This window comes from Streptomyces tsukubensis (assembly GCF_003932715.1).
GTDB classification, from domain to species: Bacteria; Actinomycetota; Actinomycetes; order Streptomycetales; family Streptomycetaceae; genus Streptomyces; species Streptomyces tsukubensis.
The window spans coordinates 4,022,803-4,036,968 of the sequence record NZ_CP020700.1; the positions used below are offsets into that span (position 1 = coordinate 4,022,803).

Annotated in this window: 11 protein-coding genes; 4 read left to right on the forward strand and 7 right to left on the reverse strand. The window is 72.3% G+C overall.

The window, feature by feature from the left end; genetic code table 11:
• Positions 1-53: 53 nt before the first annotated feature.
• From B7R87_RS16295 to B7R87_RS16310, 4 genes are all read right to left on the reverse strand, one after another.
• Positions 54-830 carry an ABC transporter ATP-binding protein gene (locus B7R87_RS16295; protein WP_045852964.1) on the reverse strand — a complete coding sequence of 259 codons (777 nt, stop codon included), beginning with the start codon at positions 828-830 and terminating at the stop codon, positions 54-56.
• A 423-nt stretch (positions 831-1,253) separates the two neighbouring features.
• A complete protein-coding gene (locus B7R87_RS16300) occupies positions 1,254-1,907 on the reverse strand; it encodes a PadR family transcriptional regulator (protein WP_006347985.1) in 654 nt (217 codons plus the stop codon).
• A 121-nt stretch (positions 1,908-2,028) separates the two neighbouring features.
• Positions 2,029-2,742 carry a hypothetical protein gene (locus B7R87_RS16305; RefSeq protein WP_130584983.1) on the reverse strand — a complete coding sequence of 238 codons (714 nt, stop codon included), beginning with the start codon at positions 2,740-2,742 and terminating at the stop codon, positions 2,029-2,031.
• 267 nt (positions 2,743-3,009) lie between these two features.
• On the reverse strand, positions 3,010-4,851 hold the full coding sequence (locus B7R87_RS16310) for a protein kinase domain-containing protein (RefSeq protein WP_130584982.1): 1,842 nt from the start codon (positions 4,849-4,851) through the stop codon (positions 3,010-3,012).
• Positions 4,852-5,334: 483 nt separating this feature from the next.
• Between B7R87_RS16310 and B7R87_RS16315 the strand changes: the two genes are divergently transcribed.
• Complete coding sequence (locus B7R87_RS16315) at positions 5,335-6,948, forward strand: protein kinase domain-containing protein (protein WP_006347982.1); 1,614 nt, start codon at positions 5,335-5,337, stop codon at positions 6,946-6,948.
• Positions 6,949-7,034: 86 nt separating this feature from the next.
• Here the strand turns inward: B7R87_RS16315 and B7R87_RS16320 are convergent, their stop codons facing one another.
• The 3 genes from B7R87_RS16320 to B7R87_RS16330 all read right to left on the reverse strand — a co-directional run bounded on the left by B7R87_RS16320 (position 7,035) and on the right by B7R87_RS16330 (position 9,990).
• Positions 7,035-8,117, reverse strand: coding sequence for a phosphotransferase (locus tag B7R87_RS16320; RefSeq protein WP_006347981.1), 1,083 nt, complete (start codon positions 8,115-8,117; stop codon positions 7,035-7,037).
• A 15-nt stretch (positions 8,118-8,132) separates the two neighbouring features.
• Positions 8,133-8,732, reverse strand: a complete 600-nt coding sequence (locus B7R87_RS16325) for a pyridoxamine 5'-phosphate oxidase family protein (protein WP_006347980.1) — start codon at positions 8,730-8,732, stop codon at positions 8,133-8,135.
• A 577-nt stretch (positions 8,733-9,309) separates the two neighbouring features.
• Positions 9,310-9,990, reverse strand: coding sequence for a response regulator (locus tag B7R87_RS16330; RefSeq protein ID WP_006347979.1), 681 nt, complete (start codon positions 9,988-9,990; stop codon positions 9,310-9,312).
• Positions 9,991-10,375: 385 nt separating this feature from the next.
• Between B7R87_RS16330 and pdhA the strand changes: the two genes are divergently transcribed.
• The 3 genes from pdhA to B7R87_RS16345 are packed head-to-tail and all read left to right on the forward strand — an operon-like array spanning position 10,376 to position 14,098.
• Complete coding sequence (pdhA, locus tag B7R87_RS16335) at positions 10,376-11,581, forward strand: pyruvate dehydrogenase (acetyl-transferring) E1 component subunit alpha (RefSeq protein WP_006347978.1); 1,206 nt, start codon at positions 10,376-10,378, stop codon at positions 11,579-11,581.
• Positions 11,582-11,583: 2 nt separating this feature from the next.
• On the forward strand, positions 11,584-12,564 hold the full coding sequence (locus B7R87_RS16340; RefSeq protein WP_006347977.1) for an alpha-ketoacid dehydrogenase subunit beta: 981 nt from the start codon (positions 11,584-11,586) through the stop codon (positions 12,562-12,564).
• 22 nt (positions 12,565-12,586) lie between these two features.
• Positions 12,587-14,098: a dihydrolipoamide acetyltransferase family protein gene (locus tag B7R87_RS16345; protein ID WP_006347976.1), complete on the forward strand. Its 1,512-nt coding sequence runs from the start codon at positions 12,587-12,589 to the stop codon at positions 14,096-14,098.
• Positions 14,099-14,166 lie beyond the last annotated feature (68 nt).

Consider the following 14,166-nt stretch of genomic DNA (forward strand, 5'->3'; position numbering starts at 1 on the left):
TGCTGCCCTCGTACGGATCATGGGTATGCCGGTCGGTGGGTGCGGTGCGGTCTTCACCGGTCGGCCGCCTGGCCCGTCAGCAGCGAGTCGGCGTCGCTGCGGACCGTCTGGTCGACGACGGAGCCGTCCCGTACGAAGACGACCCGGTCCGCCCAGGCCGCGAAGCGCGGTTCGTGGGTGACCAGGACGGCGGCGGCACCCGCATCGCAGCGGGAGCGCAGCAGGGCGAGGACCGACTCGCCGGTCTCCGAGTCCAGGGCGCCGGTCGGCTCGTCGGCGAGGACCAGTCTGCGGTCGCCGACCAGGGCGCGGGCAATGGCCACTCGCTGCTGCTGGCCGCCGGACATCTCGTCGGGGAAGCGTTCGGCGAGATGGCCGAGGTCCATCTCCTCCAGGGCCGCCAGGGCCTCCGCCTTGGCCTTGCGCGCGCTGGTGCCGTCCAGCTCCCGGGGGAGGGCGACGTTCTCGGCGGCGGTCAGGGCCGGGATGAGGTTGTAGTCCTGGAAGACGTAGCCGATGCTCCGGCGGCGCAGGGCGGCGAGCGTCTTGCGGCTCGCGGTGGTGATGTCCGTGCCCTCGACGATCACTTGGCCCGAGGTGGGCAGGTCCAGCCCGCCCGCGAGGGTCAGCAGGGTGGACTTGCCGGAGCCGGACGGGCCCATGACGGCGACGAGTTCGCCGGGGAAGACGTCGAGGTTGACCCCGCGCAGTGCGTGCACCTCGGTGGCACCGCTGCCGTGGACCCGGGTGAGCTGGACCAACTGGAGCACCGGCTGGTTCGGCTGTGACGAACGGGTCTGCTGTGACTGCTGGGGATTGGCTGTGGACATGGTGGGTTCCCCCCTTGGGCGGGCAGATATGAGCGGTCGGCCGGTGCCGTCGGCTCCGCAGGACCATGCGGGACCCGGCGGCCCCGGAGGAAGCGGTGGGGGTCGCGGGCGATGGAACGGCGGACCGGCCGGTGGTGGTACGGGCCGTGGTCGGGCGAGACCCGGTGGCGCGGTCGGCTCGCCCCGTGACGGACGCATCTGTGGTGCGGGCGCAAGGGGGCGGGAACGGTCACGCGTGCGGGCGTGGGTGGTTCGGGTGGTGCGGGTGGTTCCAGTGCGGCGGACGGTGCCTGTGGTGCGGGCGCCTTCAAGCGGGTCAAGCAGCTCAAGCAGCTCAAGCGGTTCAAGCGGTTCGAGCGTTCAAGCAGCGCGGGTGGTTCAAGTGGTGCAGATGGTGCGGGTAGTGCGAGTAGTGCGGGTGGTTCAGTGGGGCCGGGTACCGGCCCGGTGGGGAGCGGGCGGGGCGGAGACCTGGTCCCCGTCCGCCCCCTTCGCGGCCTTCCGGTCGTTCGCCGCTCTCCGATCGGCCGTGGCGGAGAGCCGGATCAGCCGGGCCTCGGAGTGGTCCAGCCAGCGCGCCTCCGCCTCGGTCTGGAAGATCAGCTGCTCCAGGACGAGCAGCCAGGCGATGTCGTCCCGCTCCCGCGAACCGTCCCCGTTCTCGATGGCGGCCAGCGCCTGCATCTTGAGCCGGGTGTAGTCCTGCATGGCCTTGACCGTGTGGTGGCGCTGGGACTGGATGACCCTGCGGATGTCCACGCCGGGTGCGCCGATCGCCATCGCCAGCTTGATGGACAGCTCGTCCCGGGGCGGGCTGGTGCGGTCGACCGGGGCCTCGAACCAGGTCTTCAGCTCGCTGCGGCCCGTCTCGGTGATGGCGTAGAGCGCGTGTCCGGCGTCGTCCTCACCGTTCTGGACGACCATGCCGTCGCGTTCGAGCCGGTTCAGCGTCGTATAGACCTGGCCGACGTTGAGCGGCCAGGTCGATCCCGTACGGGCCTCGAACTCCGTACGGAGCTGAGAGCCGTACCGGGGGCCGTGCTCCAGAAGGGCGAGTAGCCCGTGGCGGATGGACATACCGAGTATGTATACCGGGTATGCAGGTCGCCTCCAACCGTCCGCAGACGGATGTGACACGTCCGACTCAAGGGGGACCCGGGGCGGTGCGGAGAGGTACGGAGGAGGGACCCGGCGGCCCTCAGCGATGCCTCAGCCGGATCCCGAGGAAGCCGATTCCCAGGCCCATCAGGGCCAGGCCGATGCCCAGGGAGAGCGGGGAGAACTCGTGTGCCGCCGGGGTACCGGTCGCTCGCGTACGGTGCTGACCTGCCGCGGAGGGGGCGTCCCCGGTGAGGTACGGCGTGGGTTCGGCCGCGGGGTCGGTATCGCCGCGCCAGCCGTCCGCACCGTCCGGGCGGAGGAGGTCGCCGTCCGCGGCGGGGGCGGCCGGATCGGGCTCCGCGGCGGCGGTGGCGGTGTCGGTGGTGTCGGTGGTGTCGGTGGCGGACGGCGGATCGGAGGGGGTTCCGGTACGGGACTGTGACACGGACGCCTCGGCGGGCGGGTCCTCGGTATCGCCCCGGGGGCGCGGCGGAAGGTGGTGCGGCGGCCGGCCGGGCCGGATCCGCCCCTCTCCGGCGGGGTGCCCGGCGAGGGACTCGTGCGGGTCGGGCGCGGGCGCCGCGGCCCCCGTCCCGGAACCGGCGGCGTCCGGGGGCGGGCCGGTGCTGCCGGGGGGTACGGCGGTCTCCGGGCCGCCGGGACCGGCGGCCGGTGCCGCGGCGGTGAGGGTGGTGACGGCGGCGGCCGTTCCGGTCAGCAGGCCCGGTCCGTTCCCGTACGCCAGGGGGGTGGCCAGTACGGCCAGCGCGGCGAGGGTGATCGCACAGCGCGAGCGGAGTGTGGGATGCACCGGGGGGAGCCCCCTCCCGTACGGGCCGCGAGGCGGCGGCCGGCGTCCGTGATCACGGACTCAGCGTCACATGCCACGGGCCGTCCGGCATCTCGGGCGGCGCGGTTCCACACGGGAGGGGGACACGGCGCCCCGGAAGTCGACGCGGGCACCTCGCCGGTGGGGCGGGGCGCCGGGGAGGGGCGGACGGCTCCCGGTCCACTGCCGATGCGGTACGGAACCGGCCCGGCGGCCGGAGAAGCCGGGGCGCCCCCGGTCCTTACGCCGTCAGCCCGCCTTGCCCGTGGAGACCGTCAGTTCGAACTGCTGGCGCTCGGAGGCCGGGCTGCCCGCGCTCGGGAACTGCTCGACGACCGCGTCCTTCGGGTACTGCGGGTTGTCGACCTCGGTGACCTTCCAGGTCCAGCCCGCGGCCCGGAGACAGTCCTTCACCGAGAGCAGGTCCTTGTAGAGCAGGCTCGGGGCGTCGACCTTCGACGGGTCGGAGGAGTCCTCACGGGCCTCCGAGCACTTCTCGGCCTTGATGGTGCGGGTGCGGTCCGGCGGGATGGGGTCCGCGGCCTTCCCGGATCCGCTGTCCGTACCCGTGCCCGTATCCGTCCCCGTACCGCGGTCTCCCGATCCGGTGGATCCGGGCGGAGTGCTCACGACCTCCACATCCGGCGAGTCCTTGTCCAGCATGGAGCCGATGAAGCCGATCCCGAAGTTGATCGCGATGAACGCGGAGAACACGGAGACGATGCCCAGGACCACCTTGCGGCCCCGGCTGGTCCCCTTGGGCGCCGCGGGTCCGGGCCGGTGCTGCATCACCGGGGCGGGCCGGGGGGTGGGCGGGGAGGCGTACGGCGGCGGGACATGGGCGCCCATTCCGGCCCCGCCCTGCTGCGGATAGCCGTACGGCGGAGGTGCCATGCGCTGCTGCGGCGGCGGGGTGCCCGGGCCGTGGCCCCGCGAGCCGTACGGCGTCTGAGGCCCCGGCTGCTGCTGGTACGGCGCGCGGGCTATGCCGTGCGCCGGGGAGTGCGCGGGCGGCTGCTGCCGGGGGTGCGGTGCGATGTGCGGATGCGGCGGGGAGACCGGGGCGTGACTGTGGCCGTGCCCCTGACCGTGCTGCGGCGCGGCATGCGGTGGGGTGTGCGGGGACGGCGCATGCGGCGGGAACACCGCGGAGCCCACTCCGGCCCCGCTTCCGCCGCCCGGACCGCTGATCACGGAGGGCGCCGCGGGCTGCCCGCCCGCGGCCACCCGCAGACATTCGTTCCGCATGGCATCGGCGGAGGGGAACCGCTCGTTCGGGTTCTTCTTCAGCGCCCGCAGCACCAGCGCGTCCACCGCGGGCGTGACCGAACGGTTGACCGTGGAGGGCGCGACCGGCTCCTCCTGGACATGCGCGTAGGCGATGGCCAGCGGCGAGTCCGCGTCGAACGGCAGCCGCCCGGTCAGCAACTGGAAGAGCATGATGCCGACGGAGTACAGATCGGAGCGGGCGTCCACCGCCCGCCCCAGGGCCTGCTCGGGCGACAGGTACTGCGGGGTGCCGACGACCATGCCCGTCTGGGTCATGGACGTCACGCCCGACTGCACGGCCCGGGCGATGCCGAAGTCCATCACCTTGACGACGCCGCGCCGGGTCAGCATGACGTTGCCGGGCTTGATGTCCCGGTGCACCAGCCCGTTCTCGTGCGAGGACTCCAGGGCGGCCAGTACATCGGCCGCCACCCTCAGCGCCCGGTCGGCGGGCATCGCCCCGTACTGCCGGATGTCCTCCTGGAGTACGGCGCCGAGCGGGCGGCCCTCCACGTACTCCATGACGATGTACGGCACCAGGGCGCCGCCCAGTTCGTCCTCGCCGGTGTCGAAGACGGAGACGATATTGGTGTGGGAGAGCTTGGCGACGGCCTGCGCCTCGCGGCGGAAGCGCTCCCGGAACGACTGCTCGCGCCCCAGCTCCGTATGGAGGGTCTTGATGGCGACCTGACGGTCGAGCACGGTGTCGTACGCCAGGTGCACCGATGCCATCCCGCCCTGGCCCAGCAGATCGCGAAGCAGGTACCGGCCGTTCGCGACCGAGCCGCCGACATGGTGGCCCTGCGCGCCGTCCTGGCTCATGCTCTGCTTCCCCCTCGGCGTGAGCGTCCGCGGCCGGCCGGCTGCCGCCGCGCGGATCGCGGTGTGCGGTGCACGTCGTACACCCCCGCGGCCTCCGGCGGTCCCGGCGGCTCCGGTGCTCACGCGATGCCCCGTTTACGGGGCAAGTCTGCCGCAGGTGACCGGCACGTCAAGCCGGGTGCCCGTTCCGTGACCCTCCGCACGGGAAGCGTCCCGGAAGCGTTACAGGAACGCCATGTGACGGGCGTGGCCGGGCTCACAGCGGCCCCGGCGACGGGTCCGTCCCGCACGGCGGTGTCGGTGGGAGGCTGTAGCGTGAGGCAACGGAACGCCTGTCCCGGGCGTTGGGTATGAGACGGATGCGCACGCGGCGGCCGATATCGGGCACCCTGCATCCGGCGCCTGCCGCCCCGGGACCCCACCCCGGCAACAGAACACGACGGCTCCACCGAACAGACACCGAAGAGACGACGGCGAGGACTGATGGCACCCGAACCCGAAGCAGGCGTCGGCGGCGTGCCGGGATCCGGGGACCACTGGGGGCCGGGCGGTCTTGTCGGCGGCGGCCGCTATCGGATGACGTACCGCCTGGGCCGCGGCGGCATGGCCGAGGTCTATGCGGCCGAGGACGTCCGGCTGGGCCGTGAGGTCGCGGTGAAGCTGCTCCGCGCCGATCTCGCCGAGGACCCGGTCTCCAAGGCCCGTTTCACCCGTGAGGCACAGTCCGTCGCCGGTCTGAACCACCATGCGATCGTCGCGGTGTACGACTCCGGGGAGGACGCCGTCGGCGGCCAGTCCGTCCCCTACATCGTCATGGAGAAGGTCGAAGGGCGGACGATCCGCGATCTGCTGATCAACGCCGAGGCGCCCCCGGTCGAGCAGGCGCTGATCATCGTCTCCGGGGTGCTGGAGGCGCTGGCGTACTCCCATCAGCACGGCATCGTGCACCGGGACATCAAGCCGGCCAACGTCATCATCACCAACTCCGGCGCGGTCAAGGTGATGGACTTCGGCATCGCCCGCGCCCTGCACGGCGCGTCCACGACGATGACGCAGACCGGCATGGTCATGGGCACCCCGCAGTACCTCTCGCCGGAGCAGGCGCTGGGCAAGGCCGTCGACCACCGCTCCGATCTGTACGCGACGGGCTGTCTGCTCTACGAACTGCTGGCGCTGCGGCCCCCGTTCACCGGCGAGACCCCGCTCTCCGTGGTCTACCAGCACGTCCAGGACGTGCCCGTACCGCCGTCCGAGGTGCTGGACTCGGTCCCGCCGGAGCTGGACGGCCTGGTGATGCGGTCGCTGGCGAAGGACCCGGACGACCGGTTCCAGAGCTCGGAGGAGATGCGCGGACTGGTGCAGTACGCGCTCCAGATGCTCCAGCAGCAGGGCGGGCACACCGGCAGCTGGAACACCGGACCCGTCGACACCTACGGCGGCACCACCCGTGTCATGGGTGCGCCGGGCGGTCCCACGGCGGTCCACCCCGCGGTGCAGGGCGAGACCTCGGCAGGGCCGATCCTGCCGCCGGTCAATCCCGACGACGGCGGTTTCTCCGGCTACCAGCAGCAGTCCGGCGGGCGCCGCCGCCGCGGCCGGATGGTGCTGTTCGCCGCGCTCGCGGTGATCGCCGTCGTGATGGGTGTGGCGATGGCGCTGCGGGCCGCGGACACCGGCAACGAGAGCCCCGGTGACGACACCAAGGTGTCCGACTCGCCGTCGGTGAAGTCGTCGCCGTCGCCGAGCGCGGAGTCCAAGCCCTCCGAGAAGGAGGTGGAGAACGAGTCCCCGCGCTGGTCCGAGCGGCCGAAGTGGCCCAAGAACAGCAAATCGTGGCAGCCCTCGCAGTCGACGAAGCCGTCGAACGACACCAAGCCGTCGAACGACACCAGCGAGGAGCCGCCGACCCAGTCGGAGAACCCGGGCTCCGGGGAACCCCAGCAGCCCGGCCAGCCGGGCGGCAGCGACAACGGCGGTCAGCAGGGCAGCACGGACAACGGCGGCCAGCAGGGCGGCAACACCGGCGAGACGGCGTCGGGCGGCCAGGCCAGTACCGGCCAGCAGGGCGCCGCGGCGGCGAGCGGCGGCACCACCTGATCCGGCGCCCGGCCGGTCACCGCGGGTGATCCGCCCGCGGCTCAACTCCCCGCCGGGCGCGGTGTGCAGGGCGCCGGGCGGGTCCGTCAGGTGGCGAACGCCTCCCGTACCGCCTCGTACTCCCTCGTCCACCACACCGCCAGGGCCGACACCGCGGCGAACTGCGGGTCGGCCCTCCGGTCGTGGCGCTGGTAGCGCCAGCGCAGTATCCAGAAGTCGTTGAGCCGTTCCCACCACACGCGGTGGACGGCCGCGGCGAGTTCGGTGGTGTCCGCGCCGGCGGCCCGGCGGTACGCCCTGGCGTACGCCCGTACCTTCGTCAGCTCCAGTGCGCCTTCGGGCCGTACGAAGAAGATGGCGGCGGCCCGGACCGCCTCCTCGGCCCGCGGCTGGACGCCCAGCCGGTCCCAGTCGACGATCGCGGCCGGTTCGGCGCCCCGGTAGAGGAGGTTGAGGGGGTGGAAGTCGCCGTGCACCCAGCCCCCGGCGGGCGCGGGCGGCGGCCGCAGATCGGCGTGCAGCTCCAGCAGGGTGCGGCGTTCGACGAGCCGGTGCTCGGCGAGGACGTCGAAGGAGTCGCGCGGGCCGCCCGCGGCCCGGATCAGCGAGAGCAGTTCGTCGATGAGGGAGAACGTCTCCCGCGGATCGGCGCTTTCGTACGCGTCCCGCCCGCCGGTCTCCGCTCCGGTCTCCGCTCCGGTTCCCTGTGGGGGCAGTTCGCGACCGCTCCGGGCGGACCGGCCCGGCGGATGGTTCATCACCTCTTCGAGGCAGGTGTGGACCAGGCCGAGCAGGGCGCCCAGCCGGCGGCATTCGACGGTGGAGAGATGGGCGCCGTCGCGGTGGCGGCCGTCCACCCAGGGGTGCAGGGCGTAGCAGTGGCCGCCGATGACCGCGACCGTATCGCCGCGGGCGTCCGCCACCGGCGGGGCGACGGGCACCCCGAGGGGCTCCAGCCGCTGGGTCGCCCGGTGCTGGCGGACGATGACCTCGGGATCGTCGTCCAGATGGTGCTTGAGGAAGTACGCGCCCCGGGTGGTGGCCAGCCGGTAGCCCCGGTTGAGCAGGCCCTGGGAGACCGGCTCGCAGGACAGCGGTTCGCCGGGGTTGTCGTAGCGGCGCAGCAGGGCGCCGACGGGAGGGACGGCGGTGTCATATGAGCGCGGCACTCGCCAGATGCTAGATCACGCAGCGTGTCCGTTGGGCTGCTCTTCGCGATACTCCAGCGTATGCAGCGTGACGAACTGAGGTTCGACGCGCATGAATACGGGCTCGAAGGGTTCGCCGTCCGCCTGCTCGGGTTCGGCGCCGAAGAGCAGCAGCTCCTCGTCGGTCGGGCAGACGATCCGGGCGGTCCCGATGAACTGGACGGACCAGACGGACCGGCCGCCGCGGTCGAAGGAGTCCGCGCCGTAGGCGACGACGCTGCCGTTGCAGGCGCGGTGGTAGCCGAAGCCGCGGTGGATGCGGAGGACGACTCCGCCGTCGTTGACGATATGCCGGGCGGGGGCGACGAAGGGCATCGCCCGCATGCTGGTCGCCAGCCGGCCGAAGGAGACCCGGCCGAGCAGGTCGATGGCGCGGGCGGTGTCCGCATCGGTCCCGGAGTCGGTGCCGGTGCCGGTCCCGGAGCCGGTGCTCGGCGGACCGAAGGGGTCCCCCGTGCCGAAGGCGCCGGACGGGCCGGAGGTCCCGGGGCCGCCGGATATCCCGGGCAGGCCGGAGGTCCCGGACAGGCCGGGGGCACCGGGGCGGCCGGCGGAAGCGGGGGACTCGGTGGGCATGACCTCCACTCTCGGCCCCGGGACCGGTGCGCGGAAGGGGCCGCCGCCCCTGCTCGGCGGGGACGTTAGTCCCGCCCGGGCGGTGCCGGGTGGGCCGGAAAGCTCGGGTGACTGCGTCACGAAGAGTGATACCCCCTGTTGTGGCGTGGTACGCCTGCCGGTTCGCCTGCCGCTCGGCTCGACTCGACTCCTGAGCCGGGCCCCCGGGCCCGGGCCGGTTGCCCCGGCTCCCCCGGGGCGCGCTTGCTGGATTCGGGTGCGCCGCCGGACCGCCGGAGCCTCCGGCCCGCCCTGTCCGCCGGACCCACAGGGCTGCCGGGAGCCGGTCCGGCTTCCGGATCCACAGAGTCGCGGTCCCGTGGTCCCGGGAGCGGCCTCGGCCATCGGCCCCGTAAGCCGCCGTCCTTCCCGTCCCCGGGCGCCCGCCCTCGTCGCCGGGAGCGGTCAGGCCCTGGTACCTCCGCAGCCCGTACCCCTGTACGTCCCGCAGGGCCGCCCCCGGCAGCCGGTCTCCGGCGCCTTCCGCCGGTACGCCCCCGGGCCGCCCCCCGACGGCACCCCCTGCCCGAGCCGGAGGCTAGTACGTCCCGGACGGGGACGAGGACCTGCCCTCCGCCTGGAGCCGGGCCACGTACGCCGCCGCCTGCGAGCGCCGCTCCATGCCCAGCTTGCTGAGCAGGCTCGACACATAGTTCTTGATGGTCTTCTCGGCCAGGTGCAGCCGCTCGCCGATCGCGCGGTTGGTCATGCCCTCCCCGATCAGGTCGAGGATCCGCCGCTCCTGCTCCGTCAGCGAGGCGATCTTGTCGTCCCGTTTGGGACCGCCGTCCCGCAGCCGGGCGAGGACCCGCGCGGTGGCCACCGGATCCAGCAGGGAGCGCCCCGCCGCCACATCACGGACCGCCGACAGCAGCTCATTGCCCCGGATCGCCTTCAGCACATATCCCGAAGCGCCCGCCATGATGGCGTCGAAAAGCGCCTCGTCGTCCGCGAAGGACGTCAGCATCAGGCATTTGATGGACTCGTCCTGGGAACGGATCTCCCGGCAGACCTCCACCCCGCTGCCGTCCGGAAGCCGGACGTCCAGCACGGCGACATCGGGCCGCGTCGCCGGAATCCGGGCGAGGGCGTCCTCGGCCGTCCCGGCCTCGCCGACGACGACGATGTCGTCCTCGACCGAGAGCAGTTCATGAACGCCCCGGCGGACGACTTCATGATCATCGAGTAGGAATACGGTGATTTTTCCTTCTTCGCGCACGCTTGCAGTCTCACACATCGACTCTTCCCGTGCCCCGGGTGGCCGGGATACCGTGCGGTTGTTCCCGGCGGTTCACCAGGCCGCCATCCATGGCCGCGTCCAAGGCCCTGACCAGTGATTGTTCCCCCGGTGCCGCCCCATTTCGCGATTTACTTGGAAATCCAAGCAAAAATGCAGGTCAAATGGGGTTTCGCAGGAATGAGGGACACTGGGTAACGTGCTGAGGACAGGGCGCTCGCCGGGGCACCTGTCACGTCTGTTCCCGGCACCGCACCCACCCCGTGCGGGGAGCGGGAGCGGACGAGCCTCCCCGGCCTCCTGAGGCCCGGGGCGACCCCAGCCTCCCGGCGAACCCGGGGGACCGGACAGACGGAGGAGCACGCACGTGACCGTGGAGAGCACTGCCGCCCGGAAACCGCGGAGGACCGGCGGCACCAAGCGCGTGAGCGCCGCGAAGAAGGCACAGCCGGCCCGGCCGGGGCCTTCCGAGCCGCAGCTCGTTCAGTTGCTGAACCCCGAGGGGGAGCGCGTCCCGCACCCCGATTTCGATCTCGACCCGACGCCCGAAGAGCTGCGCGGCTACTACCGGGACATGGTCCTGACCCGCCGCTTCGACGCCGAGGCCACCGCCCTCCAGCGCCAGGGCGAGCTGGGCCTGTGGGCGTCCCTGCTGGGCCAGGAGGCCGCGCAGATCGGCTCCGGCCGGGCCCTGCGCGACGACGACTACGTCTTCCCGACCTACCGCGAGCACGGCGTCGCCTGGTGCCGCGGAGTCGACCCGACGAATCTGCTGGGCATGTTCCGCGGCGTCAACAACGGCGGCTGGGACCCCAGGAGCAACAACTTCCACCTCTACACCATCGTGATCGGTTCGCAGACGCTGCACGCCACCGGCTACGCGATGGGCATCACCAAGGACGGCGCCGATTCCGCCGTGATCGCCTACTTCGGCGACGGTGCCTCCAGCCAGGGCGATGTGGCCGAGTCCTTCACCTTCTCCGCGGTCTACAACGCGCCCGTCGTCTTCTTCTGCCAGAACAACCAGTGGGCGATCTCGGAGCCCACCGAACGCCAGACCCGGGTGCCGCTCTACCAGCGCGCCCAGGGTTACGGCTTCCCCGGCGTCCGCGTCGACGGCAACGACGTCCTCGCCTGTCTCGCCGTCACCCGCTGGGCGCTGGAGCGGGCCCGCCGCGGCGAAGGCCCCACCCTGGTCGAGGCCTTCACCTACCGCATGGGCGCGCACACCACCTCCGACGACCCCACCAAGTACCGCGCCGACGACGAGCGCGCCGCCTGGGAGGCCAAGGACCCGATCCTGCGGCTCCGCCGCCATCTGGAGCGGGAGGGCCACGCGGACGAGGCCTTCTTCGCCGCGCTGGAGGAGGAGAGCGACGTCCTCGCCAAGCGGGTGCGGGAGGCCGTGCGGTCGATGCCCGACCCCGACCCGATGGCGATGTTCGACAACGTCTACGCGGACGGGCACGCGCTCGTCGACGAGGAGCGCGCCCAGTTCGCCGCGTACCAGGCGTCCTTCGCGGACGCCCCCGGCCACGCGACCGGCACCGACGCGCACGGAGAGGGGCACTGACCGTGGCCGTACAGAAACTTCCCCTCGCCAAGGCGCTCAACGAATCGCTGCGCACGGCGCTGGAGACCGACCCCAAGGTCCTGATCATGGGTGAGGACGTCGGCAAGCTCGGCGGCGTCTTCCGGATCACCGACGGGCTCCAGAAGGACTTCGGCGAGGACCGGGTGATCGACACCCCGCTGGCCGAGTCCGGCATCATCGGCACCGCCATCGGGCTCGCCCTGCGCGGCTACCGCCCGGTCGCCGAGATCCAGTTCGACGGCTTCGTCTTCCCCGCGTACGACCAGATCGTCACCCAGCTCGCGAAGATGCACGCCCGCGCGCTGGGAGCGGTCAAGCTGCCGGTCGTCGTGCGGATTCCGTACGGCGGCGGGATCGGCGCGGTGGAGCACCACAGCGAATCGCCGGAAGCGCTGTTCGCCCATGTCGCCGGATTGAAGGTCGTCACGCCGTCGAACGCGTCCGACGCCTACTGGATGCTCCAGCAGGCCATCCAGAGCGACGACCCGGTCATCTTCTTCGAGCCCAAGCGGCGCTACTGGGACAAGGGCGAGCTGGACACCGAGGCGATCCCCGGACCGCTGCACACCGCCCGGGTGGTGCGCGAGGGCGACCGGATCACGCTGGCGGCGTACGGGCCGATGGTGAAGGTCTGTACGGAGGCCGCGGCGGCCGCCGCCGAGGACGGCGTCTCGGTCGAGGTGCTCGATCTGCGGTCGGTCTCGCCGCTCGACTTCGACACCATCCAGCGGTCGGTCGAGAAGACCGGCAGGCTGGTGGTGGTGCACGAGGCACCGGTGTTCTACGGTTCGGGCGCGGAGATCGCCGCCCGGATCACGGAGCGCTGCTTCTACCACCTGGAGGCACCGGTGCTGAGGGTCGGCGGTTTCCACGCCCCCTACCCGCCGGCGCGGCTGGAGGAGGAGTACCTGCCGGGTCTGGACCGGGTGCTCGACGCCGTCGACCGCGCGCTGGCGTACTGAGGAACGAGGGAGTGCCGAGATCATGACGGAGAACGCTTCGCGCTTCCGTGAGTTCAAGATGCCCGATGTGGGCGAGGGACTCACCGAGGCGGAGATCCTCAAGTGGTACGTACAGCCCGGTGACACCGTCACCGACGGGCAGGTCGTCTGCGAGGTCGAGACGGCGAAGGCGGCGGTCGAGCTGCCCATCCCGTACGACGGCGTGGTGCACGAGCTGCGCTTCCCGGAGGGCACGACGGTCGACGTCGGCCAGGTGATCATCTCCGTGGACGTGGCCCCGGGCACGGCGTCCGGGGAGGCATCCGGGGAGACGGTGGGCGGGGCCGCCTCGGGGGAGGCCCCCGCCGCACCGGCCACTGCCGCACCGGCCCCCGCGGCGCAGGCTTCTGCCGAAGAGGCGCCGAAGGGGCGTACGCCGGTGCTCGTCGGCTACGGCGTCACCGAGACGTCCACCCGGCGCAGGCCCCGTAAAACTACGGCCCCCGCCGCGCAGGTGCCGGTCCAGCAGGCCGCCGCCGCGCTCCAGGGAGAGCTGAACGGCAACGGGACCGGTGCGGGCGGCGGCGGGCTGAACGGCAGCCGGGCCCTCGCCGACGTCCCGCCGGGCGCGCTCGGCCCCCGTCCGCTGGCGAAGCCGCCGGTACGGAAGCTGGCCAAGGACCTCGGTGTCGATCTGGCGCAGGTCAGGCCCACCGGCCCGGACGGCATCATCACCCGCGACGACGTACGCGCGGTGGTCGCCGCCCCGGCCCCGGAGACCGCCCCGGCCCCCGCCGGCGAGGTCCTGCCCCCGGTGGCCCCGGTGGCCCCGGTGGCCCCGGTGCAGTCCGGTGCCCGGGAGACCCGTATCCCGGTCAAGGGGGTACGGAAGGCGACCGCGGCGGCCATGGTCGGCAGTGCCTTCACCGCTCCGCACGTCACCGAGTTCGTCACCTTCGACATCAGCCGCACGATGAAGCTGGTCGAGGAGTTGAAGACGGATCCGGATCTGGCGGGGGTGCGGGTCAATCCGCTGCTGCTGATCGCCCGGGCGCTGCTGGTCGCCGTCCGGCGCAACCCCGGGATCAACGCCTCCTGGGACGAGGCCAACCAGGAGATCGTCCAGAAGCACTACGTCAATCTGGGCATCGCCGCGGCCACCCCGCGCGGTCTGATCGTGCCGAACGTCAAGGACGCCCAGGACAAGACCCTGCCCGAACTGGCCGCCGCCCTCGGTGAACTGGTCTCGGTGGCCCGGGAGGGGAAGACCACGCCCGCCGCGATGCAGGGCGGCACGATCACCATCACCAACGTCGGTGTCTTCGGCATCGACAGCGGGACCCCGATCCTGAACCCGGGCGAGTCCGCGATCCTCGCGGTCGGTGCCATCAAGCTCCGGCCCTGGGTCCACAAGGGGAAGGTGAAGCCGCGTCAGGTCACCACGCTGGGGCTGTCGTTCGACCACCGGCTGATCGACGGTGAACTGGGCTCGCGCTTCCTGGCGGACGTCGCCGCGATCCTGGAGCAGCCGAAGAAGCTGATCACCTGGGTCTGAGTACCTGGGTCCGAGCACCCTGCTCAACAGCCCGGGGCCCGTGACCAGGCACATGGTCACGGGCCCCG

Bases quoted from the DNA above. Each gene is read 5' to 3' on its own strand.
- B7R87_RS16295 (WP_045852964.1), bottom strand. From the start codon at position 830: ATGTCCACAGCCAATCCCCAGCAGTCACAGCAGACCCGTTCGTCACAG.
- B7R87_RS16300 (WP_006347985.1), bottom strand. From the start codon at position 1,907: ATGTCCATCCGCCACGGGCTACTCGCCCTTCTGGAGCACGGCCCCCGG.
- B7R87_RS16310 (WP_130584982.1), bottom strand. From the start codon at position 4,851: ATGAGCCAGGACGGCGCGCAGGGCCACCATGTCGGCGGCTCGGTCGCG.
- B7R87_RS16315 (WP_006347982.1), top strand. From the start codon at position 5,335: ATGGCACCCGAACCCGAAGCAGGCGTCGGCGGCGTGCCGGGATCCGGG.
- B7R87_RS16325 (WP_006347980.1), bottom strand. From the start codon at position 8,732: ATGCCCACCGAGTCCCCCGCTTCCGCCGGCCGCCCCGGTGCCCCCGGC.
- B7R87_RS16345 (WP_006347976.1), top strand. From the start codon at position 12,587: ATGACGGAGAACGCTTCGCGCTTCCGTGAGTTCAAGATGCCCGATGTG.